At 68.6% G+C, this 23,636-nt stretch carries 21 protein-coding genes and 1 pseudogene; 11 read left to right on the top strand and 11 right to left on the bottom strand.

Going from position 1 to position 23,636, the window contains the following annotated elements; all coding sequences use genetic code 11:
- Positions 1–82 precede the first annotated feature (82 nt).
- The 6 genes from FHX42_RS16190 to FHX42_RS16165 are packed head-to-tail and all read left to right on the top strand — an operon-like array spanning position 83 to position 5,839.
- Entirely contained in the window at positions 83–748 is a 666-nt protein-coding gene (locus tag FHX42_RS16190) for an HAD family hydrolase (RefSeq protein ID WP_182545208.1), read from the top strand.
- On the top strand, positions 745–1,803 hold the full coding sequence (locus FHX42_RS16185; protein WP_182545207.1) for a phosphotransferase family protein: 1,059 nt from the start codon (positions 745–747) through the stop codon (positions 1,801–1,803). The genes FHX42_RS16190 and FHX42_RS16185 overlap by 4 nt, the downstream gene beginning before the upstream one ends.
- Positions 1,804–3,012, top strand: coding sequence for an acyl-CoA dehydrogenase family protein (locus FHX42_RS16180; RefSeq protein WP_182545206.1), 1,209 nt, complete (start codon positions 1,804–1,806; stop codon positions 3,010–3,012). It abuts the gene before it with no gap.
- 30 nt (positions 3,013–3,042) lie between these two features.
- On the top strand, positions 3,043–4,224 hold the full coding sequence (locus FHX42_RS16175; protein WP_182545205.1) for an acyl-CoA dehydrogenase family protein: 1,182 nt from the start codon (positions 3,043–3,045) through the stop codon (positions 4,222–4,224).
- Positions 4,221–5,342 (top strand): acyl-CoA dehydrogenase family protein, encoded by a 1,122-nt coding sequence (locus FHX42_RS16170; protein ID WP_182545204.1) that lies wholly within the window; start codon positions 4,221–4,223, stop codon positions 5,340–5,342. The genes FHX42_RS16175 and FHX42_RS16170 overlap by 4 nt, the downstream gene beginning before the upstream one ends.
- Positions 5,343–5,386: 44 nt before the next feature.
- A complete protein-coding gene (locus tag FHX42_RS16165; RefSeq protein WP_182545203.1) occupies positions 5,387–5,839 on the top strand; it encodes a MaoC family dehydratase in 453 nt (150 codons plus the stop codon).
- Between the two features lie 111 nt (positions 5,840–5,950).
- Here the strand turns inward: FHX42_RS16165 and FHX42_RS16160 are convergent, their stop codons facing one another.
- The 10 genes and pseudogenes from FHX42_RS16160 to FHX42_RS16120 all read right to left on the bottom strand — a co-directional run bounded on the left by FHX42_RS16160 (position 5,951) and on the right by FHX42_RS16120 (position 15,796).
- Complete coding sequence (locus tag FHX42_RS16160) at positions 5,951–7,393, bottom strand: cytosine permease (protein WP_182545202.1); 1,443 nt, start codon at positions 7,391–7,393, stop codon at positions 5,951–5,953.
- Positions 7,394–7,603, bottom strand: coding sequence for a hypothetical protein (locus FHX42_RS16155; protein ID WP_182545345.1), 210 nt, complete (start codon positions 7,601–7,603; stop codon positions 7,394–7,396).
- An 18-nt stretch (positions 7,604–7,621) separates the two neighbouring features.
- Entirely contained in the window at positions 7,622–9,079 is a 1,458-nt protein-coding gene (locus FHX42_RS16150; protein ID WP_182545201.1) for an aldehyde dehydrogenase family protein, read from the bottom strand.
- The gene (locus FHX42_RS26705; protein WP_328796266.1) at positions 9,076–9,660 is read right to left on the bottom strand and encodes a GMC family oxidoreductase; all 585 of its coding nucleotides are present in this window, start codon (positions 9,658–9,660) and stop codon (positions 9,076–9,078) included. Before FHX42_RS26705 ends, FHX42_RS16150 begins: the two co-directional genes overlap by 4 nt.
- Positions 9,661–9,834: 174 nt before the next feature.
- Positions 9,835–10,310, bottom strand: a pseudogene (locus FHX42_RS26700) (GMC family oxidoreductase N-terminal domain-containing protein); the annotation flags it as partial.
- A gap of 512 nt (positions 10,311–10,822) precedes the next feature.
- A complete protein-coding gene (locus tag FHX42_RS16140) occupies positions 10,823–11,809 on the bottom strand; it encodes an NADPH:quinone oxidoreductase family protein (RefSeq protein WP_182545199.1) in 987 nt (328 codons plus the stop codon).
- 66 nt (positions 11,810–11,875) lie between these two features.
- Positions 11,876–12,475: a TetR/AcrR family transcriptional regulator gene (locus tag FHX42_RS16135; protein WP_220480481.1), complete on the bottom strand. Its 600-nt coding sequence runs from the start codon at positions 12,473–12,475 to the stop codon at positions 11,876–11,878.
- A gap of 63 nt (positions 12,476–12,538) precedes the next feature.
- Positions 12,539–13,309: an SDR family oxidoreductase gene (locus tag FHX42_RS16130; RefSeq protein WP_182545197.1), complete on the bottom strand. Its 771-nt coding sequence runs from the start codon at positions 13,307–13,309 to the stop codon at positions 12,539–12,541.
- Positions 13,310–14,065 (bottom strand): SDR family oxidoreductase, encoded by a 756-nt coding sequence (locus tag FHX42_RS16125; protein ID WP_182545196.1) that lies wholly within the window; start codon positions 14,063–14,065, stop codon positions 13,310–13,312.
- A 51-nt stretch (positions 14,066–14,116) separates the two neighbouring features.
- A complete protein-coding gene (locus FHX42_RS16120; RefSeq protein ID WP_182545195.1) occupies positions 14,117–15,796 on the bottom strand; it encodes a class I adenylate-forming enzyme family protein in 1,680 nt (559 codons plus the stop codon).
- A gap of 170 nt (positions 15,797–15,966) precedes the next feature.
- Here FHX42_RS16120 and FHX42_RS16115 point away from each other — a divergent pair, with 170 nt between their 5' ends.
- From FHX42_RS16115 to FHX42_RS16105, 3 genes are all read left to right on the top strand, one after another.
- On the top strand, positions 15,967–16,980 hold the full coding sequence (locus tag FHX42_RS16115) for a chitinase (protein ID WP_182545194.1): 1,014 nt from the start codon (positions 15,967–15,969) through the stop codon (positions 16,978–16,980).
- 153 nt (positions 16,981–17,133) lie between these two features.
- Positions 17,134–17,718 carry a DNA-binding protein gene (locus FHX42_RS16110; RefSeq protein WP_182545193.1) on the top strand — a complete coding sequence of 195 codons (585 nt, stop codon included), beginning with the start codon at positions 17,134–17,136 and terminating at the stop codon, positions 17,716–17,718.
- Positions 17,719–17,750: 32 nt separating this feature from the next.
- Positions 17,751–18,407, top strand: a complete 657-nt coding sequence (locus FHX42_RS16105) for an RES family NAD+ phosphorylase (protein ID WP_182545192.1) — start codon at positions 17,751–17,753, stop codon at positions 18,405–18,407.
- A gap of 112 nt (positions 18,408–18,519) precedes the next feature.
- Here FHX42_RS16105 and FHX42_RS16100 read toward each other — a convergent pair whose 3' ends face one another.
- Positions 18,520–19,524, bottom strand: a complete 1,005-nt coding sequence (locus FHX42_RS16100) for a TerC family protein (protein WP_235987424.1) — start codon at positions 19,522–19,524, stop codon at positions 18,520–18,522.
- A gap of 487 nt (positions 19,525–20,011) precedes the next feature.
- On the opposite strand from FHX42_RS16100, the gene FHX42_RS16095 reads away from it, so the two are divergent.
- Together FHX42_RS16095 and FHX42_RS16090 are read left to right on the top strand one after the other, a co-directional pair.
- A complete protein-coding gene (locus FHX42_RS16095; protein WP_220480478.1) occupies positions 20,012–22,723 on the top strand; it encodes an alpha/beta fold hydrolase in 2,712 nt (903 codons plus the stop codon).
- A complete protein-coding gene (locus FHX42_RS16090) occupies positions 22,723–23,628 on the top strand; it encodes an ABC transporter permease (RefSeq protein WP_182545189.1) in 906 nt (301 codons plus the stop codon). The genes FHX42_RS16095 and FHX42_RS16090 overlap by 1 nt, the downstream gene beginning before the upstream one ends.
- Positions 23,629–23,636: the final 8 nt, after the last annotated feature.

Here is a 23,636-nt window from a genome sequence, read left to right as displayed (position 1 = left end):
CAGGACCACCCTTCGCCGGCGACGACACCGATCACGAGGGAGGTCTGGCGCGCATACCGTCTAGTCGGTATGGTCCTGCCGTATGGGCGGCCACGACGCACGGATCGACGCGGTGATCTTCGACTACGGCGGTGTGCTCACCACACCTGGCCGCACCGCCATCGCGGCCTGGACGCGGGCGGAGCACATCCGCCCGGAGACGTTCTCCGCCGCGCTCAAGGAGTGGCTGTCGCGCGACGCCATCCCCGGCAATCCCCTGCACCGGCTGGAGACCGGTGACATGCCGGTCGAGCAGTTCGACCGCGTGCTGGCTGCACGCCTGCGCACCGAGGACGATCACCCCGTCGACCCCCGGGGACTGCTGGGGCGGTTGTTCTCCTTCATGGAGGACCACCCCGCGATGACACGCCTGGTGAAAGACGTTCGGGAAGCCGGCCTCCGCACTGCCCTGTTGTCCAACAGCTGGGGCAACAACTATCCGTGGGACAAGCTCGACGAGCTGTTCGACATGACCGTGATCTCCAGCCGGGTCGGCCTGCGCAAGCCAGATCCCGAGATTTATCGACTGGTTCTGGAGCGGCTGGGATTGCCCGCCGAACGCACCGTGTTCGTCGACGACGGCAAACCGAACACCGAAGCCGCCGAACGGCTGGGAATGCGCACGGTGCTGCACGACAACGCCGAGAAAACCCGAGCACAGCTGGCCGAGCTGTTACCGGGGCTCGAAGTCGACCGGGAGGATCCATGACCGACAGGAACAGCATCGGCGAACGCGGCGGCAGTCGTGAAAATCCTCCGGGACTCGAACTGGACAGCTTGCGCCGCCACCTCGACACCGAGGTCCCCGGACTCGTCCGGGGACCGCTGTGGGGCGAGCTGATCGAGGGCGGTCGTTCCAACCTGACCTACCTCGTCGGCGACGGCGTCGGCCGATGGGTGGTGCGCCGTCCCCCGCTGGGCCACGTGCTGGCCACAGCTCACGACATGAGCCGGGAGTACCGCGTCATGACCGCGCTGGCCGATACCGGCGTACCGGTTCCGGCCACCTACCTGCTGTGCGAGGACGAGGAGGTCATCGGCGCCCCGTTCTACGTCATGGAATTCGTCGAAGGCACCGTCTACCGTGCTCCGGAGCAAACCGGGGCGCTGAGCATCGCGGGGCGCGAGGACCTGTCGCTGAAGCTGATGGACGTGCTCGCGAACCTGCACGCGATCGATCCGGCCACCGTCGGGCTCGGCGACTTCGGTCGTCCCGACGGTTTCCTGCACCGCCAGCTGCGCCGCTGGAGCAAGCAGCTCGCGGCCTCGCACACCCGCGAGATCAGCGGTATCACCGAGCTCCACGAACGACTGGTGGCCCGCGTCCCCGAGACCCGGCGGGCGGCCATCGTGCACGGCGACTACCGGCTGGACAACGTGGTCGTCGGCGCGGAGGGCATCAGCGCCGTCCTCGACTGGGAAATGGCCACGCTGGGTGATCCGCTCACCGACCTCGGGCTGCTGGTGGTCTACTGGGAGGGTTTCGACGGGATCGAGCACAACCCGATCGCCAAGGGCATCGGGCCCGAGTACGACTTCCCGCCCGCCCGCGAACTGCTGCGGCGCTACTCCCTCAGCAGCGGCACCGATCTGTCCGAACTGGACTGGTACGTCGCGTTCGGCTTCTTCAAGATCGCGGTGATCCTGGAGGGCATCCACTACCGGTTCACCCACGGCCAAACCGTCGGCGAGGGCTTCGAACACGTCGGCGCACTCGTGGAACCCCTGGTCACCCAGGGATTGGCGACCCTCAAGGAGGCATGAATGGACTTCGCCTTTGACGAACGCACCGAGCTGCTGCGCGAGCAGCTCACGGATTTCATGGACACCCACGTGTACCCGGCCGAATCCGTGCTGGCCGAACAGGTGGCCGCGGCCGAGAACCCCTGGGCCACACCACCGGTCGTGGAGGAGCTCAAGGGCGCGGCCCGCGGTCGAGGACTGTGGAACCTCTTCCTGCCCGGCGAGCACGGTGCCGGTCTGAGCAATCTGCAGTACGCACCGCTGGCCGAGATCACCGGTCGCAGTCCGCGCCTGGCTCCGGAAGCGCTCAACTGCTCGGCGCCGGACACCGGCAACATGGAAGTGCTGTCGATGTTCGGCGATCAGCGGCAGCGCGAGCGGTGGCTCACACCGCTGCTGGAGGGGGAGATCCGCTCGGCGTTCTGCATGACCGAGCCGGACGTGGCCTCCTCGGACGCCACCAACATCTCCACCCGCATCGAGCGCGACGGCGACGAGTACGTCGTCAACGGCCGCAAGTGGTGGTCCTCCGGCGCCATGAGTCCCGACTGCCGGATTCTGATCGTCATGGGCAAGACCGATCCCGACGCCGAGCGGCACCGGCAGCAGAGCATGGTCCTGGTGCCCGCCGACACTCCCGGGGTCGAGATCAAGCGGGGGATGCACGTCTTCGGCTACACCGACGGAGACCACGGCGGCCACGCCGAGATCGAGTTCCACGACGTGCGGGTTCCCGCCTCGAACATCATCTCCGGGGAGGGCGAAGGCTTCGCGATCGCTCAGGCACGTCTGGGACCGGGACGCATCCACCACTGCATGCGGGCCATCGGGATGGCCGAACGAGCGCTGGACCTGATGTGCCGGCGGGTGTCCGAACGCGAGGCCTTCGGCGGCCCCCTGGCCGATCAGGGGATGGTGCGGCACTGGATCGCAGAAGCGCGCATCAGGATCGAGACGACGCGGTTGCTGGTGCTCAAGACGGCGTGGTTGATGGACACGGTGGGCAACAAGGGCGCGCACACAGAGATCCAGGCGATCAAGGTCTCGGTTCCCGAGATGGCCACCTGGGTGATCGACCGTGCGATCCAGGCTCACGGTGGTGCCGGGGTCAGCCAGGACTTCCCGCTGGCCAACCTCTACGCCAACGCCAGGACACTGCACATCGTGGACGGTCCCGACGAGGTGCACCGCCGTTCGCTGGCACGCAGGGAACTGAAGAAGCACGCCTGACCGTCGGACCGACAACGCAAGGAGTCGATCATGGTCGATGCCGACGAGCTGCGCACGCGCGTACGTCGGTTCCTGTCCGAACACGACCCGGCCGGGACCGACCGGCTGGATTTCCTGCGCGCGCGCTTCGACGCCGGACTCGCCTGGGTGCACTACCCCGTCGGTCTCGGCGGGATCGACGCTCCCAGGGCACTGCAAACCGTCGTGGACGAGGAGTTCGCCGCCACGGGAGCGCCGGACAACGATCCGCTCACCAACACCATCGGGCTCGGGATGGCGGCCCCGACGATCCTGGGACACGGCACCGAGGAACAACGGCGGCGTTTCCTGCGGCCGCTGTGGACCGGCGAGGAAACCTGGTGCCAACTGTTCAGCGAGCCGGGGGCGGGCTCCGATCTGGCCGCGCTGTCCACGCGGGCGGTCCGCGAGGGCGACGAGTGGGTCCTCGACGGGCAGAAGGTGTGGACCTCGCTGGCGCACACGGCTCGCTGGGCCATCCTCGTGGCCCGCACGGCCCCGGGCGCGCCCAAGCACAAGGGGCTGACGTACTTCCTCTGCGACATGACGGATCCGGGCGTGGAGGTACGCCCGCTGCGCCAGATCACCGGTGAGGCGGAGTTCAACGAGGTGTTCCTGTCCGGGGCCCGGATTCCGGACTCCCAGCGCCTCGGTGAGGTCGGCCAGGGGTGGCGCATCGCGATGGACACGCTGATGAACGAGCGCGTGGCCATCGGAGGCGGCAACACCGCCCGCGAGCAGGGGATGATCGGCATCGTGTCCGAGACCTGGCGGCAACGCCCGGAGCTGCGCACCCCGGGGCTGCACGAGCGCCTGCTGCGACTGTGGGTGGAGTCCGAGGCCGCCCGGGTGACCAGCGAACGGCTCCGTCAGCAGCTCGTGGCCGGTCAGCCGGGGCCGGAGGGATCGGCGGCCAAGCTCGCCTTCGCCAGGTTGAACCAGCTGATCTCCGGCTTCGAGCTGGAACTGCTCTCCCAGCAGGGCCTGTCCTACGACGACTGGAGCCTGCGTCGCCCCGACAGCACCGAGCTGACCTCGCGGAGCCCCGGGTACCGCTACCTGCGGGCCAAGGGCAACTCCATCGAGGGCGGCACCTCCGAGATCCTGCGCAACATCATCGCCGAACGAGTGCTCGGACTGCCCGCCGAGCCACGCACCGACAAGGACGTGCCGTGGAAGGAGCTGCCCCGATGAGCTCACCGAACCTGCTCTACGGCGAGGTCGAGCAGGAGCTGCGCGACAGCGTGCGCAGCCTGCTGCGGGACCGCTGCGACTGGACGGCGGTGCTGGCCCGCTGCGAGAGCGAGCACCCCTACGACCGACAGCTGTGGTCCACGCTGGCCACCGACCTCGGCGTCACCGGACTGCTGGTGCCCGAGGAGCTCGGCGGAGCCGGGGCGGGGCCTCGTGAACTGGCCGTGCTCGCCGAGGAGCTGGGCAGCAGCGTCGCACCGGTGCCGTTACTGGGCAGCGCCGTCATGGCCACGAGCGCCCTGCTGGCGTGCTCGGAGGCCTCCGTCGCCTCCGAGGCCGTGACCACGTTGGCGACCGGTTCCGCCGTCGGGACCGTGGCCGTGCCGCTGACCACCGCCCCGGACGACCCCTTCCCGGAGTCGGTCCGAGCGCAGGACGCGACGTTGAGCGGCACCGTGCCCACGGTGGTGGACCTCGAGGTGGCCGACAAGGCCGTGGTGCCCGCCATCGGCGAGGACGGTCCGGGACTGTACCTGCTCGATTCGTCCGCTCCCGGTGTCACGCGCACGCCGATCACACCGCTGGACCTCACCCGCCGCATCGGAACGCTGGAACTGGACCGCGTCCCCGCCCCCCGAGTGGCGACCGGACCGCGCGCCGAACGGGCGCTGCACCACGCCCTGACCACCGCCGCGGGAGTGCTGGCCTCCGAGCAGGTCGGCCTGGCCCAGCACTGCCTCGACTCCACCGTGGACTACGTACGCACGCGGTACCAGTTCGGACGTGCCGTCGGTTCGTTCCAGGCCGTCAAGCACCGACTGGCCGACCTGTGGGCCGGGATCAGCACCGCACGCGCGGTCGCCCGAGACGCCGCCGACGCCCTCACCGGGAGCTCCGAGGAAGCCGGGATTTCCGTGGCGGTGGCCCAGTCCTACTGCTGCGACCTCGTCGTGCTCGCCGCCGAGGAACACCTCCAGCTGCACGGCGGGATCGGCATGACCTGGGAGCATCCGGCGCACCTGTACCTGGGGCGGGCCAAGAGCTCGCAACTCACCCTCGGCACCGCCGAGCGGCACCGGAACACCATCGCCACGCTCGGTGCTCTTCCCGCACCGTGACTTTCCCCGTACCCGTGAAACTCGAAGAGCAAAGGGATTCCTCGATGCGAGTATTCGCCAACGCCGAACAAATCCACGCGGCCAAGGGCGAGAAACTGGGCAGCAGCGAATGGCGCACCATCACCCAGCAGCAGGTCGACCAGTTCGCCGCGGCCACCGACGATCACCAGTGGATCCACGTCGATCCCGAGCGCGCCGCCCAGGGGCCGTTCGGCGGCCCGATCGCCCACGGCTTCCTGACGCTGAGCCTGGTCAGCGCCCTCAACGCGGAGATCTACCGCTTCGAGGGCGTGCGCATGGGGATCAACTACGGTTTGAACAAGGTCCGCTTCCCCAGCCCGGTGCTCGTGGGCTCACGGGTCTGCGCGCACACCGAGCTCGCCGACGTCACCCAGGCGGGTGAGTCCGTGCAGCTCACGCTCGCCACCACGGTGGCCATCGAAGGCTCCGACAAACCCGCCTGCGTCGCCGAGGTGCTGTCCCGCCTGGCCTTCTGACCGAGGTCTTTCGGCCGGATCGTGGTTGTCGGCTCGATGGTGAACGCGTCGTTCCGGTGGTGTGACGCCGGAACGACGCGTTCACCACGTCCACTGCAGGTCGAAAGCACCTCACGATCCCGGCCGTTCCAGCGCGCCGTAATCGCCCTTGCCCGCGGGCTGGACGATCAGCTTGGTCAGGATGAAATGAACAGCACCGCCCACCAGAAGCGCGGGGATCGAGGCGCTGACGAACTGGAAGACGTCCGCGTGGGCGAAGCTGGAGGGGTTCAACAGCAGGATGTACACGAGCGCACCCACCCCCAGCCCGACGGTCGCCGCCGGATTCCATCCCTTCCAGAAGGAATAGCCCGAACCCGGGCTCTCGTCGTAGCAGGCCCGCACGTTCAGCACCCGGCGGCGCAGGACGTAGAAGTCCACCAGGTGGATCCCCACCAGCGGGGCGAACGCGATGGCGGACCAGGCCAGCAGATTGGCGATGCTGTTGAAGACGAAGGCGGGGAAGAAGGCGGCGATGGCGGGAGCCAGCAGGAAGAGACCGGTGACCGTGACCCAGGCCATGCGGTGAAAGAGTCGACCGCCGGTCAAGCGCAGCGCGAGGCAGGTCGTGTAGACGGTGCTGGTGACACTGGTGACGTTGGCGAAGGCGACGAACAACAGGGCGATGACGCCCAGCACCGGCCCCGCGACCGGGACCATCCACGCCGTCGGGTCGGCGTCGCCGAGAGCGAGCGCGGAGAGCAGACCGGCCACGTAGGCCGGGACCGCGAAGAGGAAGAGTCCCACCATGCTGCCGTAGAAAGCCACGCGCTGGTTGCTCGCCAGCCGGGAGAGGTTCCCGATCACTCCCCACCAGCCGAAGCCGGTGGCCAGACCGAGCTCGATTCCCAACGTGTAGTTGACGGTCCTGTCCCCGAAAGGTTCGAGAGCGGGTGCCGCGGCGATCTCGCTCCAGGGACGCTGGGCGAGGACGAAGACGAGCAGCAGTATCGTCACCACCGCGAGTCCCGGCGCCACGATCCTGTTGAACCACTTGATCGACACCGGACCCTTGACCACCACGAACCACGCGATCAGGAAACCCACTATTCCCAGCAGCGTCACGACCAGACTGTTTCTGCCGATCCCCGTGAAGAAGATCGCGTTCACGATGTTGACCGCGGAACGGCTGAACATGAGCCCCAGAACGCAGTTCCAGCCGAGCCATACGAGGGTGACGGCGATCAGGAAGACGACCCGGGCCCCGTTCACCCCGAAAACGCTCCGAAAGAGCGTGGCCTGCTCGACGCCGTACTTCGCCGTGGGGATGCAGGCGGCCAGTACGACCAGCCCGCAGGAAACCAAGTTGCCGATGACCGTACTCGCGATCCCGGCTTCGGCCCCCACGTACAGCGCCGTCGAAGCACCGACGATGAACGCCCAGGTGGCGATCCCGAGTCCGGTCATCACCGAGGTGAAGTCGAAGGCACCCCAGAGCCGTTCCCGAGCGAGGATCGGCAGGTTGGTGAATTCGCTCTCCACCTCGTGCGCGTGTCGGTTCTCTTTCGACGGCATCTAGTAACCCCACAGGTGAACGAGGACGACGACGACAGCGGAGAGAATCGTGAAAACGACCATTTCGGAGAGCGGGAGATCCTCCCTGGCCGGATCCCGGTATTCCGGTGACTCGATCGTTCCCAGCCGGCGCTCCAGTTCCCGCTCGAAAGCCTCCTCGCCCCGCGGATCCTGGTCCCCGGCGCTCGCCCCGCCGTCGGTACTCGCCATGTCCGCCCCCTCCGGAAGCTATCCCAGATTCACGATGACGGTTTTCAGTTCGGTGAAGGTCTCCATCGGGTAGCGCCCCCCGACACGTCCGGTCCCCGAGAGCGCTCCGGCACGTCCGCCGAAGGGCAGGTGACTCTCCCAGTGGTTGGAGGAGGCGTTGATGTTGACCCATCCGGTCCTGATCGACTCGGCGAAGCGCAGTCCGCGCCGCAGGTCATCGGTGAACACGGCCGAGAGCAGGCCGTGCGGTGAAGCGTTGACGGTGTCGATCGCTTCCTGCTCGTCGGCGATGGCGACCGCGGGGACCACCGGACCGAACGTCTCCTCCCGAGCCACCTCCATCTCACCGGTCACCCCGGCGAGCACGGTGGCCGGATAGTAGAGCCGCGTCGGGAAGCCCTCCGCACGACTCCCACCGACGCGGAGCTGAGCACCCCGGTCCAGGGCGTCGGCGACATGGCGGTCCATCTTGGACGCCGTCGGCTCGTTGTTCAGCGGACCGAGGGTGGTTTCCGAGTCGAACGGGTCGCCGAGCCGGATCCGGCGTTCGACCGCGGCGGTGAGTCGTTCGAGGTAGTCGTCGTAGATCCGTTCCTGGATCATGAAGCGCTCGCCGGCCGTGCAGCTTTGCCCGGCTCCGAGAAAGGCGGAGTCGAGGCTGGCCTCGACGGCCGCGTCGAGATCGGCGTCGTCGAGCACCACGACCGGACCGTTCCCGCCCATTTCCAGCAGCAGCGCCTTGCCCGCCCCGCGCGCGGCCACGTGCCGACCGGTCTCGATGGAGCCGATGAAGCCGAGGGCCTGCGTTCCGGGGTTGGCCGCGACCTCGTCACCGACCTCGGCGCCGGGACCGGTCACCATGTTGAAGACCCCGTCCGGCAGTCCGGCCTCCACCAGGCACTCCGCGAGCTTGACCGCGCAGACCGACGTGGACGGCGCCGGTGTCCACACGACGGTGTTACCGCAGGCCAAAGCCGGGATCAGCAACTCACCCGGCATGGTGTAGGGCCAGTTCCACGGTGAGATCACGCCGACCACCCCCCGTGGAACGCGGTAGAGCAGCGCACGCTTGTCGGCGTCCACCGAAGGAGGCATGGACCCTTCCAAGCGGATCGCGTCGGCGGCGGCCAGTTCGAAGTACTCGATGAGCTCGTCCACCTCGCCGTAGGACTCGGTCGACAGCGGCTTGCCCTGGTCGAGGCTGAGGGTGCGGGCGAGGTCCTCGCGACGCCGCTCGACGATTTCGGCGGCTCGTCTCATCACGGCGGAGCGCTCGAACGCCGAGCGCTGCCCCCACTTCACGGCGGCCTCGTCGGCCGCGGTCACCGCGCGCCGCACGTCCTGACGAGTGCCCTCCGGAACGCTCCCGATCCGTTCCCCCGTCGCGGGGCTCACCGCCTCCATGCGGGCCCCGGAATCGCTCTCGGTCCAGGCTCCTGCGACATACATGCCGTAGTCGACGGCGTCCACACTCATCGCGCCCCCTCCTCTCGGGCCCCCTGCCGGTTCCGGATCAGGTCGGCGCACCGCTCGCCGACCATCATGCAGGTGATGTTGGGGTTAACCGCCGGCAGCGTGGGAAAGACGGAGGCATCGGCCACGCGCAGCCGCCGCGTCCCGTGCACGCGGAGCTGCGGGTCGACGAACGTGCGAGCGTCGTCGGGCGCGCCCGTCCGACACGTCCCGGCGGGGTGGTAAGCGGTGTATGAGGTCGTGCGCGCGTAGCGGGGCAGCTCCTCGTCGTCCTGGGCCTCCCGCCCGGGAGCGATCCCGTCGTCGACCCAGGAGGCGAGGGCCGACTCCTCGGCGACGCGGCGAGCGAGTTCGAGACCTCCCGGCATCATCCGCTCGTCGAAGCCCTCGGGATCGGTGGAGTAGCGGGGGTCGGTCCGCGGGGAGTCGGCGGGCTCGGCAGAGCGCAGCGTCACCTCGCCCACGCTTCGGGGACGCGTGGCGTCGGATTCCGGGGAGAAGGTGGTCAGCCCCTCCGGGGTCGGGCGGGGCTCCCGACCGTTCCTGGCCGTGAGCTCCTCCACGTGTCCCGAGAAGAACCACATCATCGGGTCGGGCAGGGCCGAGGTGCTCCCGGGTGCGTTCGCCAGCAGCACCGCGTCGCGGTAGGACTTCTCCGGCTGGTGGATCGGCCGCGTCGTCCGATAGACGACACCGCCCTCCGGGTGGTCCAGCAGGTTCTTGCCCACGGGCAGATCGGCCCGCACGGGAAGTCCCACTTCCCGCAGCCGCTCGGCGGGTCCGATGCCCGACAACATCAGCATCATGGGGGAGTCGAAAACGCCGCACGCCAGGACGATCTCGTGGCGAGCACGCAGGGCCCGCGGCTCGTCTCCACACCGTCGACCTCGCCCCCGTCGTCGACACGCAGCCGCAGGGCCTGCGTGTCGGTCAGGACGGTCAGGTTGTCGGGCGGTCCCGAGAGGGGATGCAGGTAGGCGACCGAGCTCGGCCGCCGCACACCGTCGCGAGCTTTGACCGCGCCCCGCCCCCCGCCTTCCCGTTCGGCGTCGGCCTCCATGGGGCGTCCGGTGCTGTCCGCCTGCTCGCCGGCCTCGATGAAGGCCCGTGCCGCGTCGTCCGGCGAGTCGTACCCGATCCCCGCGCGTTCGAAGACCCGTTCGAAGCAGGGGCGCGTCCCCTGTGTCCCCCACCCCCTCGGCTCCGTGTTCCTCCCCCGCGCGCAGGTCGTCATCCGGAGCCCGCCAGGCCTGGCAGATGTGGTGTGAACCGCTTCCACCCAGCACACGTCCCCGGCTCTGGCGGATCTCGCCGTTGCCGCGTTCCCGCGGCTCGATGGCGTAGTCGTAGGTCGTGTGCAGCAGTTCGGGCCAGCGCTGGAGTTCGAGGAGCTCGGGTCTGCCTTCGTCGGAAGGACCCGCCTCGACCAGGCAGACCCTGAACCGTTCGTCCTCCGCGAGGCGAGCCGCCACGACGGCTCCGGCCGAGCCCCCTCCCACGGCCACGTAGTCGTACTCACCACTCATCGAGCACCTCCGGGCGTTCGGAGATCGCCCGCCCGGCTCACGCGGTCCGTGTCACCCCGGAGCGCAGCGGCTGACCACCTCCGGCAGTGTCACCCACGTGTCCGGCTCCTGCCAGTTGACGACCACGCGGAAGAGGCCCTCCCCTCGGGAGTCGACCGCTGCGACCGACTTCACCGACGCGTGCCCACTCGATGGGACGAGGATTACGGGGGTCGCCGAGTCACTCCGCCGCGTAGACGACGCGGCCGACGGTCTCGCCGTCCCCGACGCGCTGCACCCCGTCGGCCAGCCCCTCCAGGCTCACCCGTTCGCTGACCAGCGGGCGTATCGCACCTTCATCGGCCAGGCGCGAGAGGTCGTCGTGGGCGCGCCGGACCGCTTGCGGATCGCGATCGTTGTACAGCCCCCAGTGCAGGCCGACGATCGAGTAGTTCTTGATCAGCGCGTGGTTCAGTCCCGGTGTCGGGATCGTGCCCCCGGCGAATCCGATGATCAGGATGCGTCCCTCGAAAGCGATGCACTTCGTCGACCGCGTGTAGGTGTCGCCCCCGACGGGATCGTAGACGACGTCGGCGCCACGACCGCCGGTGTGGCTTTTGACCACGTCGACGAAGTCCTCCTCGTGACGATCCACGACGACATCGGCACCGAGCTCGCGGGCCACTGCTGCCTTGCCAGCGCCACCGACGACGCCGATCACCGTTGCCCCGGCCGCCTTGCCCAGCTGGATCGCGGCACTGCCGACACCGCCGGCCGCCGCGTGCACGAGCAGTGTCTCCCCCGGCTGGATGCCGGCACGGCGGTGCAGGCCGAACCATCCCGTCTGGTACCCGATGAACAGGGAGCCGGCCTCGGCGTCCGACAACGCCCGGGGAGCGGGAAAGGTTCGCTTGGCCTCCATCAGGGCGAATTCCGCGAAACCGCCCGCGGGCAGGTCGGCACCGCCGACGACCCGGTCACCCGGCGTCAGTCCGGTGACCTCGTCCCCCACCTCGACCACCTCGCCGCAGAGCTCGACCCCGGGGGTGAAGGGCAGCGAGGGCTTGAGCTGGTACTCCCCGCGGCACAGCAGCACGTCCGGGAAGTTGACGGGACTCGCCAGCACGCGGACCAGCACCTGACCCGCCGCCGGCCGCGGATCCGGCTGCTCCTCGAAGCGCAGCACGTCCTGCGGCTGCCCCAACTCGTGCAACTGCCATCCCCGCACAAGCCACCTCCTTGATACCGACTGGTCGGTACGCTACCTCGTGCCTCCCGCGCTGTACAGCGTTCCTCAGGGGCGCAGGGAGTCCAGCAGCAGATCCGCGAAATGCTCCCCGACCCGCTCCCCGCTGAGCTCGCCCTCGTTGTTGAACCAGGTGCCCAGGTGGTGCACGGCGCCGAAGAAGTAGTCGACCACGAGATCGGCCGGCTTGTCGTCGCGGAAGACCCCCGTGCGCTGCCCTTCCGCGATCAGTTCGCGAACCCGCTCGTGGTAGCGACGCCGCTCGGCGCGCACCTCTGTCTGCTTGTCCGGATGCAGCAGGTGCATCGACCGGAAGAAGATCACCGTGTCGTCCAGGTTGGCCACGGTCGTGGCCACCACGTCGGCGGCCACGGAGTGCAACCGCTGCCACACCGGCCCCGTGCTGTTGGCGGCCTCCTCCATCCGTGCCATCTGCACGCGCAGCACGCGCCCGTATATCTCGGAGAGCAGGTCGTCCTTGGAGCCGAAGTAGTGGTACATGGCCCCCTTGGTCACCCCGGCCTCGTCCACGATCTGCTGCACCGAGGTGACCTCGAACCCCCGCTCGGCGAAAAGCCGGGTGGCCACCCTCAACAAGCGCTGCGGTACCGGCTCGTCACCGGTGTCGCCGGTACGAGCCCGTGTCATCGTCGTTTCCTCGTCCTTCATCCCAACCAGAGTACCGACCGGTCGGTCTCGGGACAGCCGAGCTCAACCGTGGTCCAAGTGGTGCTGGAGCTTGCGCATCCCGGCCTGCCAGCGATCGGGGTCCTCGGCACGTCGCGCGTACATGCGGGCGACATCGGCGTGGGGCAGGATCAGGAAGTGATCGTCTCCGAGCGCGGCCGCGACCTCGTCGGCCACCTGCTCGGGCTCGACGGCGTCGGCGGCCAGCAAGCGCTCTCCGGCCTCCCCGCTGTTGCCGAGCATGTCCGTGCGCACCCCCTGCGGGCACAGCGCCTGAACGGTGACACCCCGGTCGGCGTAGGTCACCGACAGCCACTCGGCGAAACCGAGCGCGGCGTGCTTGGTCACCGAATACGGTGCCGCACCGAGCATCGTCAGCAATCCCGCGGCCGAGACGGTGGCCAGGAAGTGCCCGCCACCCCGCTCCAGCCAGTGCGGCAGCACCTCGCGCGCGGCACGAACGTGACCCATCACGTTGAGTTCCCACGCCCGGTCCCACACTTCGTCGGGGACTTCCGGACCACCGCCGGAGGCCACCCCGGCGTTGGCGCAGAACACGTCGATGCGCCCGTGGTGATCGAGCGCCGTCCGCACCAGCTCACGCACTCCGGCCTCGCCGGAGGCGTCCCCGGGTACGGCCAGTCCACCGGTGTCGGCGGCGACCCGACGGGCCGCGTCGGCATCGAGGTCGTTGACCACCACCGTCGCGCCTTCGGCGGCGAACCGCCTGCTCATGGCGGCGCCGATGCCGTTTCCGGCACCGGTGACCACCACGACCGCCTCGGCCAACCGCATCTAGACACCTCCGGTGAGGGTGACACCGCCGTCGAGGGTGACGATCTGACCGGTCACCCACGAGGCCTCGTCGGAGAGCAGGAACGCGGCAGCCCCGGCTACGTCGGAGGGGACTCCCAGCCGGCCCATCGGGTACTGGGAGGCGACCTCCTGCTCGTTGTCCTCGTACAGGGCGCTGGCGAACTGCGTCTTGACCACGGCCGGAGCCAGCCCGTTGACCCGGATGTCCGGGGCCAGCTCCACGGCCAGCTCCTGGGTGATGTGGGAGAGCATGGCCTTGGTCGCGCCGTAGAAGCCGATACCGGGCGCCGGTTTCTGCGCTCCCACCGAGGACATGTTCAGCACAGCGCCGCCGTTGTCGGCCATCCACGCCCGGTACACCTGCTGGGTCCACGACAGCGCGGCGAGCGCGTTGACCTCGAACATCTTGCGCGCGGCACCGTGGTCCAACTCGACCAGCGGACCGTAGGTGGGGTTGATGCCTGTGTTGTTGACCAGCATGTCCACCCGGCCGAACGACTCCACGGTGCGCTCGACAGCCGCACGCTGGTGCTCGGTGTCGTCGCCCTTGCCCGACACGGCGATCGCGTGCTCGGATCCGCCGAGGCTTTCCACCGCCTCGTCCAGCGCCTCCGGCTTGCGCGCGGTCAGGCACACCCTGGCGCCCTCGGAGACGAGGCGCTCGGCCACACCGAACCCGATTCCCCGGCTCGCACCCGTCACGATCGCCACCCGACCGTCGAACCGCTTACTCATGCGCTTCCCTTCCGTCCCTGTCGTCGGCTCGTCCCGCTGAGTCGGGACCCGTCATTCGGCGCCCTGCTCTTCGGCGGCGCGGTCGCGCAGTTGCCGCCGCAGGATCTTGCCCGTGGTGGTTTTCGGCAGCTCCTCGACGATCTCGACCCGGCGCGGGTACTTGTAGGCCGCGAGCTGTTGCTTGCAATGGTCGATGAGCTCCGAAGCCGTGGCCGACCGACCGTCACCGAGCCCGACGTAGGCCCGGACCGTCTCCCCCCGGTAGGGATCGGGCACCCCCACGACAGCGGCCTCCCGCACCGCGGGGTGGGAGTACAGCACGTCCTCGACCTCGCGCGGCCACACCTTGTAACCGGAGGCGCTGATCATGTCCTTCTTCCGGTCCACCACGTAGAACCAGCCCCGCGAGTCCATGAAACCGACGTCACCGGTGTGCAACCGCCCCCGCGGGATGCCCCGCTCGGTCTCGGTGGGCTTGTTCCAGTAGGCGGGCACCACCATCGGTCCCTCGATGACGATCTCCCCGACCTCGCCGACGGGCAGGTCCGCACCGTCCTCGTCGGCGATGCGCAGGACGGTGTCGAAGGTGGGGATCCCGACGCTGAGCGTGCCCGAGGACTCGTCCACCGGAGCCTCCAGGTGCGAGGGCACCGACGTGGCCGTGGCGGTGGTCTCGGTGAGGCCGTAACCGTTGCGAATGTAGTGGCCGAAGCGGTCGCGGAAGGTCTCCACCACCGCCGAGGGCAGCGGGGCTCCTCCCGAGTAGACCAGTTCCAGGGACGCGAAGTGCTCCGCGGTGACGTCGGGGTGGTTCATCAGCGCCATGTACGCCGTCGACGGTCCGATCATGTAGTAGGGGCGGTGTTCGGCGAGGGCGTCGAGCACCACCCCCGGCTCGAAGCGGTAGGCCAGGTCGAGGCGGCCGCCGAGGGCGAACGCCGCACCCAGCTGGCAGACCATGCCGGTGATGTGGAACAGCGGTGCCAGCGCGATGATCCCGGCACCGTCCTGGTCGCCCGCGCGCCGCTGGAATCCCTGCGCGTTGAAGCTGACGTTGCCGTGGGTGTTGGTGGCCCCCTTGGGGACACCGCTGGTCCCCGAGGTGTAGGTCAGCAGCGCGATGTCGGACGGGGCGATGGTCACCTCGGCCGGTGACCGATCCTGGCGCGCGCGTGCCACCTCCAGCAGATCCACGGCGTCGGAGGCCGGCGAACGCTCGGTTCGCGCGAACAGCCGGGAGTCGTGGCGCGTTTGCAGGTCCAGCTCGCTGGTCGTGACAGCGGTGTGAACTCCTGCCGCGCGGGCGGCCTCCGCCATCACGTCGTGCCAGCCGACTTCGGAGGACACGATCGCCGACGGCTGCGCGTCGGCCAGGATCGTGGACAGCTCGTGGGAGCGATACATCGGGTTGAGCGGAACCACGATGCCGCCGAGCTTCCAACCGGCCAGCAACGCGATCACGAACTGCGGCACGTTCTGCAGGTACACCGCCAACCGGTCCCCGCCGCCGAACTTGTTCTCCGCGAGGTACCGGGCCAGACCGTCGCTGAGCCGGTCGAGTTCTCCGTAGGTGACTCGACCGTCGAAGTAGGTCAGCGCCACCCGGTCCGGCACCCGGTCCCGGGTATGGCGAAACAGCGCGAGCGCGTCCCCGAACTCGGGCGTCAGCGTCGCGGGATCCTCATCGTCGTACAGAGCCAACCACGGGCGCTCATCGTAGATACTGGCCACACGACACCTCCACTGAGACCGACCAGTCGGTACGTCCAGTCAATCGGCCATCTCCCCCGCGCGTCAACCCGCAGCGACTCCGCGAGGAATCCCGCCGGGGCTCTTGACGAACCGTACTGGTCTAGTCCAGTTTTTCCTGTGATTCACATCCCCCCTTCTCGGAGGTGTCCGTGTCCCCTCGTCGATTACTCGTGGCCGCGGCCGCAGCCCTGCTGCCGGCCGCTCTCTCCCTGAGTCCGGTGGTGGCCGCCGCCGAACCCGCGCCGTCCGCTCCCAGCACCACCTCCCGAGCGGCACTGCCCGACCACCAGCTCACGGGCTACTGGCAGAACTTCGTCAACAACGCCCCGCCACTGCGGGTCTCCGACATCCCCTCGAACTACGATCTCGTCGCCCTGGCCTTCGCCCAGAGCGATCCCACCGCCGCCGGTGCGGTGACCTTCGGCGTGGACTCCGGTCTGTCGAGCGCCCTCGGTGGCTACACCGACGCCGACCTCAAGGCCGACATCGCCGCCAAGCAGGCCGCCGGCACGGACTTCGTGCTGTCCATCGGCGGAGCCAAGGGCAGCGTCGACCTCAGCAGCGCGAGCAACGTCACCCGCTTCGTCGACTCGGTCTCGAAGATCATCAACGACTACGGGCTCGACGGCGTCGACATCGACATCGAACACGGCCTCGACGTCGACGGGGTCACCAGCGCGGTTCGGCAACTGCACCAGCGGTTCGGCGACGACTTCGTGCTCACCATGGCGCCGCAGACCCTCCACGTCCAACCGGGTGGGTCCTACCTGCAGCTCATCAAGAACGTCCAGGACATCATCACCGTCGTACACACCCAGTACTACAACTCGGGATCCATGCTCGGGTGCAACGGCAACGTCCACAGCCAGGGCTCGGTGGACTTCATCACCGCCCAGGCCTGCATCCTGCTGCGAACGTTGCGGCCCGATCAGGTCTCGCTCGGGCTGCCCGCCACCCCCTCGGCGGCGGGCAGCGGGTACGTCGCCCCGTCGGTGATCACCTCAGCTCTGGACTGCTTGGCCGCGGCCACGCGCTGCGGGCAGTACGTTCCCGAGCGACCCACCCCGACGATCAGCGGTGTCATGACCTGGTCGATCAACTGGGACGTGGGCAGCGGAAACGCCTTCTCCGATCCCATCCGGGCACACCTGGATTCGCTCTAGGAGCGTCGGGGCGGCCGGACGGGTTCGCGCCAGCGGGCTCCCCGGCCGCCCCTTTCATCACGCTGGGGAAATACTCCAACACATTCGGTAATAATTCCACGCGACGCGCACGGCGGCGCACACACCAGGCGTCGAAAACGCTACCCTGGGGGTATGACAGTCCCGCTGGAGACCGTGCTGGCCAAAGCCGGATTGAAGGTCACGGCACAGGAATTCCTGTCCTTGGTCGAGGACGCAGCCAAGCGACTCACCCCGGCTCAGCCGGATCCCGCGGCGCGCTTCACCGACAACGACCGCACCGTGCTCACCGAAGTCGGCCTCGACCTCGAACCCCTCGACGAGGACGAGGAGGACCCCCGCGCCCGCACCGTGGCCGAGCAGGCCGTGTTGCGCGACACGGCGCTCTCGGTGTCCCAGGCCGCCGAGCGCATCGGGGTGGACAGCAGTCGCATCCGGCACCGCGTGGCCTCGCACCGGCTGATCGGCTGGAAGGATCGCGGGGGGTGGCGCCTACCGGCGTGGCAGTTCACCGACGCGGACGTCCTGCCCGGCCTGGAAACCGTGCTGGCGGCCATGCCGAGCGATCAACCCACTCTGGTACTCGCGAACTTCATGACCACGCCCCAAGAGGATCTCGAGCTCGGCGACCGGCCGGTGAGCCCCAGGGAATGGCTGATGGCGGGAGGTAGTATCCGGCGCGTCGCCGAACTGGCCTCGGCCGTCGGCACCCCGATGTAACGCCTCCGGCAGAACACGGACCCAGGACACAAATGGCTCGGCTCCCCCAGCCGCCTGCTCCCGCTGTGCTGCAGGCGATGCTCCGCCGCACCGAGGACGTCATCGCGCTCCCCGCCGGAACACGGCTCGTGCGGGTGTTCACCACCGGTGGCAACCATCCCCAGCAATGGGACTCCTTCCGCTACGCGGGACCACTGCCCCACGCCCGATTCGATCCGCACCTGCCCAACACCCAGGGCAAGCCGACGGTCACCCGCGAGCACGGCGTGCTGTACTTCTCGCTGTCGGTGCGCACCTGCCTGGCCGAGGTCTACCAAGCCACCTCCACAGTGGACAGACAGACTCGCAGTCCGTACCTCGTGGTGTTCCGGCCGCGGCGAACCCTGCGCTTACTCGATCTCTCCGGACTCTGGCCCACTCGGGCCGGCGCCTCCCAAGCGATCAACAACGGGCCGAAGGAACGCACCCAGGCGTGGGCGCGCAGTATTCGCGCGGCCCATCCTGAGCTCGACGGACTCTGGTATCGCTCGTCGATGGACGCGGGCAACCCGTCACTGTGCCTGTGGGACCCGCCCGCGACCACGGCGCTGCCGGAGTCACCGGACGTGCTGCTGCCCCTGGACCACCCGGGGCTCGACCTGCCGCTGGGACGCGTGTGCAAGGAGCTCAGCTACACCCTGCTGAACTAGGGTCCGTCTGCACCAGGCAACCCCGGTGCAGACACCCTGACGAGTTCTTCTCCCCGAGCACGAAAACGGGCGCCGGTTCCCGAGGGAATCCGGCGCCCGTCCGTAAGCGAACTCAGGAGCGCGCGGCTCGCTGCGCGTCCTTCTTCGACTTCGCCAGGCTCGCCACGGTGGTCACGGCCAGCACCGCGAGGATCACCCCCAGCGACATCAGATTGCCGATCTCGAGCCAGTCCGGCACCACGTGGTACTCGTGCAGCGCGTGGATGATCAGCTTGATCCCGATGAAGCCGAGGATCACCGCCAGGCCGACCGACAGGTAGATCAGCTTGTCCACCAGCCCGCCGAGCAGGAAGTAGAGCTGCCGCAGCCCCATGAGGGCGAAGGCGTTGGCGACGAAGACCAGGAACGGATCCTGGGTGATACCGAAGATCGCCGGAATGGAGTCGACGGCGAACATCACGTCGGCGCTGCCGATGGCCACGATGACCACCGCCATCGGGGTCAGCCAGCGCCTGCCCTCGGACCTCACGGTCATCTTCGTGCCGTGGTAGTCCTCCGTGACCGGGTAGACCTTGCGCACCCAGCGAACGACCGCGTTCTCCTGGTACTCCTCCTCCTCGTCCTTCTTCCGGACCATGCTGATCGCGGTCCAGAGCAGGAAGGCACCGAAGATGAAGAACACCCAGACGAACCTGTTGATCAACTGGGCGCCGACCGCGATGAAGATCCCGCGGAACACCAGCGCCAGCAGGATGCCGATGAGCAGCACCCGATGCTGGTAGATCGACGGAACGGCGAAGCTGGACATGATCACCATGAAGATGAACAGGTTGTCCACGCTCAACGAGTACTCGGTGATGTAACCGGTGTAGTACTGGATGGCGACGTCGTGGCCACCGAAGTACCAGACCCCGAGACCGAACAGCAGCGCGCAGGCGATGTAGAAGCACACCCACTTGGAGGCCTCGCCGATGGTGACCTCGTGCGGCTTGCGATCGACGATCACCAGGTCGAGCAGCAGCAACACCGCGAGCCCGCCGAGTGTCGCCAGCCACACCCACCAGGTCTCGTTTAACCCTTCCGTCTGCGCCCGGGCCTTCTCCGCCAGCACGATCATTTCGGAACTCATCAACCACCTCCGGTACAGGGCTTACGCCGGGGACCGGAGGTCTCTTCCACCGACCGAGCCGGTCGACGGCACCGGGACCCCCGTTACCGCACGGCTGTAGAGGGGACCGTGATGACGATGCCGTCGCGAAGGAATACTCCCCTCCACAACCTCGCCTAGATTGTCACTTATGCACTACTGGCCGCACCAGCGGGGGTGATGATCCCCTCTACCCGCCGGGGGAAGACGCTATGAGATAGACGACTCGTCGGCAACGTGACGAGAACGCACAGCGGCGCGAAATGTGCGGGTGATCACACTCCGGATTGCTCTTTGGTATCCGATTCATAGCGTCTTCATGTGGGAGGCCCTGTGAATGCGCCTCGCCGCTCCCACGTCGCCTACCGTCAGGTCCGTGCGTTCGCTGCCCCCCGTCCGCAGAAGCTTTCTGCTGATTTCCCTCACACTGGTCACCCTCGTGGTCGCCGGCGCTCTCATGTGGTCCGGCGAGGAAGAGCCCGCTCCCACCAAGCAAGTCACGAGCAGGCAAGTCCGTATCGACGTACTGGACGGGCCCGCCGAGCAGCACCGCGTGCAGATCGACCTCACCATGTACGCCCCCGCCCGAACACCCGCGCCCGCGGTGGTGCTGGCGCACGGATTCGGCGGGGACAAGACCAGTCTCACCGGCCCCGCCAGAAACCTGGCCGAGCGCGGCTTCACCGTGCTGACCTACTCGGCTCGCGGCTTCGGGAACAGCACCGGAAAGATCGCGCTGAACTCGCCGGAGTACGAAGTCACCGACGCCCGCCAGATCCTCGACTGGCTGGCACGGCAGCCCGAGGTCGTCACCGACGGTGAGAACGACCCCCTGGTCGGAGTGGCGGGAGTGTCCTACGGCGGGGCGCTGAGCCTGCTGCTGGCGGGAAGCGACCCGCGCGTGGACGCGATCGCTCCGGTGATGGCTTACAACGACCTGAGCCGGGCCCTGCTGCCCGACGCCGCCTCCGCCGAACCGATCCCGTCGGACACCCCGGCCCGCGGGGCCGCCGAGAGCGCCGGCGTGTTCAAGAAGTCCTGGGCCGCTCGTCTCTTCGCGACCGGGACGGGCGGACCCGGCACCGACGAGCGGTCACGACCGGACTCCGAGGGCGACATGGCGCGGGGCCCCCGTTCCGAGCAGCCGGTCACCTGCGGGAACTTCACGAGTGAGGTGTGTGCCGCCTACACCGAGCTCGCCGAGTCCGGCAGTGCGAGTCGGCGCACCCTGGATCTGCTGGCCGCTGCTTCACCACGCAGTGTCACCGACGACATCGACATACCGACGTTGCTCGTCCAAGGTCAGCAGGACCCCCTGTTCGGGCTGTCCCAGGCCGACGCCAACGCCAGGCAGATCGCCGCGGCGGGCGGCAAGGTCAAGATGATCTGGTTCGCCGGTGGGAACGACAGCGCGGCCCCCGGGGCCGCGAGCTGGCGGGCCATCGGAGACTGGTTCGCCCACCACCTGCCCGACTCCGACATCCCCCCCGTCCCGGATCCGGGCACTGGATTCAGCTACCAGGTACGCGGGGAAACACGCCACGAGGGCGGATCCCCCCTGCACACCATGGTGGCACCGAGCTACCCCGGTCTCTCCGGCGAACGCGCGGAACGGAGGGCGTTGCCGCTGTACGGCTCTCCCGAGCAAGTGATCAACCCGCCCGGCGGTACCGCCTCCGCGACGGCCGCACTACCCGAAGCCGCACCGGAGTCCGTCGGGAGCACGGCCGGGCAGACCGCGGTGTTCCGGACACGGCCGCTCGAAAAGCAGCTGCTCGTGAGCGGCCTGCCCCAGACCCGACTCTCGGTGGCATCCGTGCCCGGCCAGCCCTCCTCCGGATCCGCGGTGCTGTTCGCCGAGCTCTACGACGTGGGTCCGGACGGGCAGCGCGAACCGATCGGGGGCGGTTCCGCACCGATGCGCGTCACCGACCTGCCCGCCGACGGGAGATCCGTCCAGGTCGACGTGGCCCTTCCCGGAGCGGTCCGCTCGGTGGAAGCCGGCCACCACCTGGAACTGACCGTCACCACCACCGACCGGGCGTACGCGAGCCCGAAGAACCCGGCGGTGCACGTCGTGGGCCTGGCGGGGCAGCGCACGATCTCCCTGCCCTCGGTGCGGAGCCGAATGATCGGCGAGGGAACCGTCCCCACCGTGGCGCTGAGCGGCACGAGCGTCCTCCTGCTGCTCATCCTGCTGAGCTGGGCGATCGCCGCGCTGCTCCGGCGTCACGGCGCCACGGCTGCCGATCCGGACCTGGCGGATACTCCGCTGGTGACATCCGACCTCGTCAAAGCCTATCCCGGCAAGCTCACCGCCGTGGACGAACTGTCGCTGCGAGTCGAAGGCGGGCAGATCGTGGGCCTGTTGGGCCCCAACGGCGCGGGCAAGACCACCGTGCTCCGCATGGTGCTGGGGCTGCTGCGTCCCACCTCCGGGGAGATCCGGGTGTTCGGACACCGGGTCTCCCCGGGAGCGCCCGCGCTCTCGCGCACGGGCTCGTTCGTGGAGACCCCGGGGTTCCTCCCGCACCTGTCGGCGCTGGAGAACCTCGAGTCCTACTGGGCAGCCACCGGGCGTCCGACGTCGCACGCCCGGTTCGAGGAAGTCCTGGAGATCGCCGGGATCGACTCGTCCGCGCAGCGCCGCGTCGGTACCTACGGGCAGGGCATGAAGCAGCGGCTGGGCATCGCCCAGGCCATGCTGGGGTTGCCGGACCTGCTCGTGCTCGACGAGCCGACCAACGGACTGGATCCGCCGCAGATCCACCGGATGCGTGAGATCCTGCGGCGTTACGCTGCCACCGGTCGCTCCGTGCTGCTGTCGAGTCACCTGTTGTCCGAGATCGAGCAGACCTGCGACCACGTGGTGGTCATGCGCGAGGGGCGGTTGGTGGCGTCCGGGACGGTCTCCGAGATCATCGCGGGCAACGGGGAGTACACCTTCCGAGTGGATCGCCCCGAACAGGCGGCACGAACGCTGCGACTGCTCGAAGGTATCGGCGAGGTCGAGTGCGACGGAGAACGGCTCCACGCCGATCTCGGTGTTCACCCGCCCGCGGTGGCGGTCAACGTGCTCGTCGACGCCGGTGTCCTGATCCACCAGGTCGTTCCGCGACGGCGCCTGGAGGATGCCTTCCTGGAACTGGTCGGAGAGGAACGTCATTGATGCGGGAAAGTCGAACGGATCCCCTCTCGTTCGAGATACCGACGAGTACGAGCACTCCCGACCGGTCGGACGGAAGTGCTCCCGGATACCGGGCGAACCGGACGCTGCCGGTGCGGGTGGAGCTGCGTCGTCAGTTCACACGACGCAGGACGCGCCTGGGCCTCGGCTGCCTGGCGGTGCTGCCGCTGCTGCTGTTGCTGGCTTTCGAGCTCGGCGGGGACGACCACGACTCCCATCACACCCTGGCGGACACGGCCACCTTCGGCGGGATGAACTTCGCGGCATTCACCCTGTTCGCCGCGACGAACTTCCTGCTCGTGGTGATCGTCGCGCTGTTCTTCGGCGACACGGTCGCCGGCGAGGCCTCGTGGTCGAGTCTGCGGTACCTGCTGGCCGCTCCCATTCCACGGACACGGCTGCTGCGCCAGAAAGCCCTCGCCGCGGCGGTCCTGTCCTGCTTCGGTCTCGCGCTGATGGTGCTGATGGCGCTGGGAACCGGTCTGCTGTGGTACGGCGGTGATCCGCTGCTCGGCTCCACCGACGAAGTGCTGGGACTCTCCGCCGGCCTGCTCCGGCTCGGTGGTGGTTGCCTTTTCCTCACGCTGCACCTGATGTGGATCGCGGGGCTGGCGCTGTGGTTGAGCGTGTCCATCGACGCGCCCCTCGGTGCCGTCGGCAGCGCCGTGCTGGTCTCGATCCTCTCGCAGATCCTCGACGAGATCTCCGCGCTCGGCCCGTTGCGGATGCTCCTGCCGACGCACTACTCCACCGCGTGGACCGAACTGCTCGGCGACGAGGTCGACTGGACCGCGCTGGCCAACGGGGTCTTCTCCGGGCTGGTCTACGGAACCCTGTTCACGGCACTGGCGCTCCACCACTTCCGCCGCAAGGACATCACCGGGTAGTCGTTCCG

The sequence above is a fragment of the Halosaccharopolyspora lacisalsi genome (genome assembly GCF_014137975.1).
Lineage (GTDB): Bacteria > Actinomycetota > Actinomycetes > Mycobacteriales > Pseudonocardiaceae > Halosaccharopolyspora > Halosaccharopolyspora lacisalsi.
This window is presented reverse-complemented; position numbering and strand designations above follow the sequence as displayed.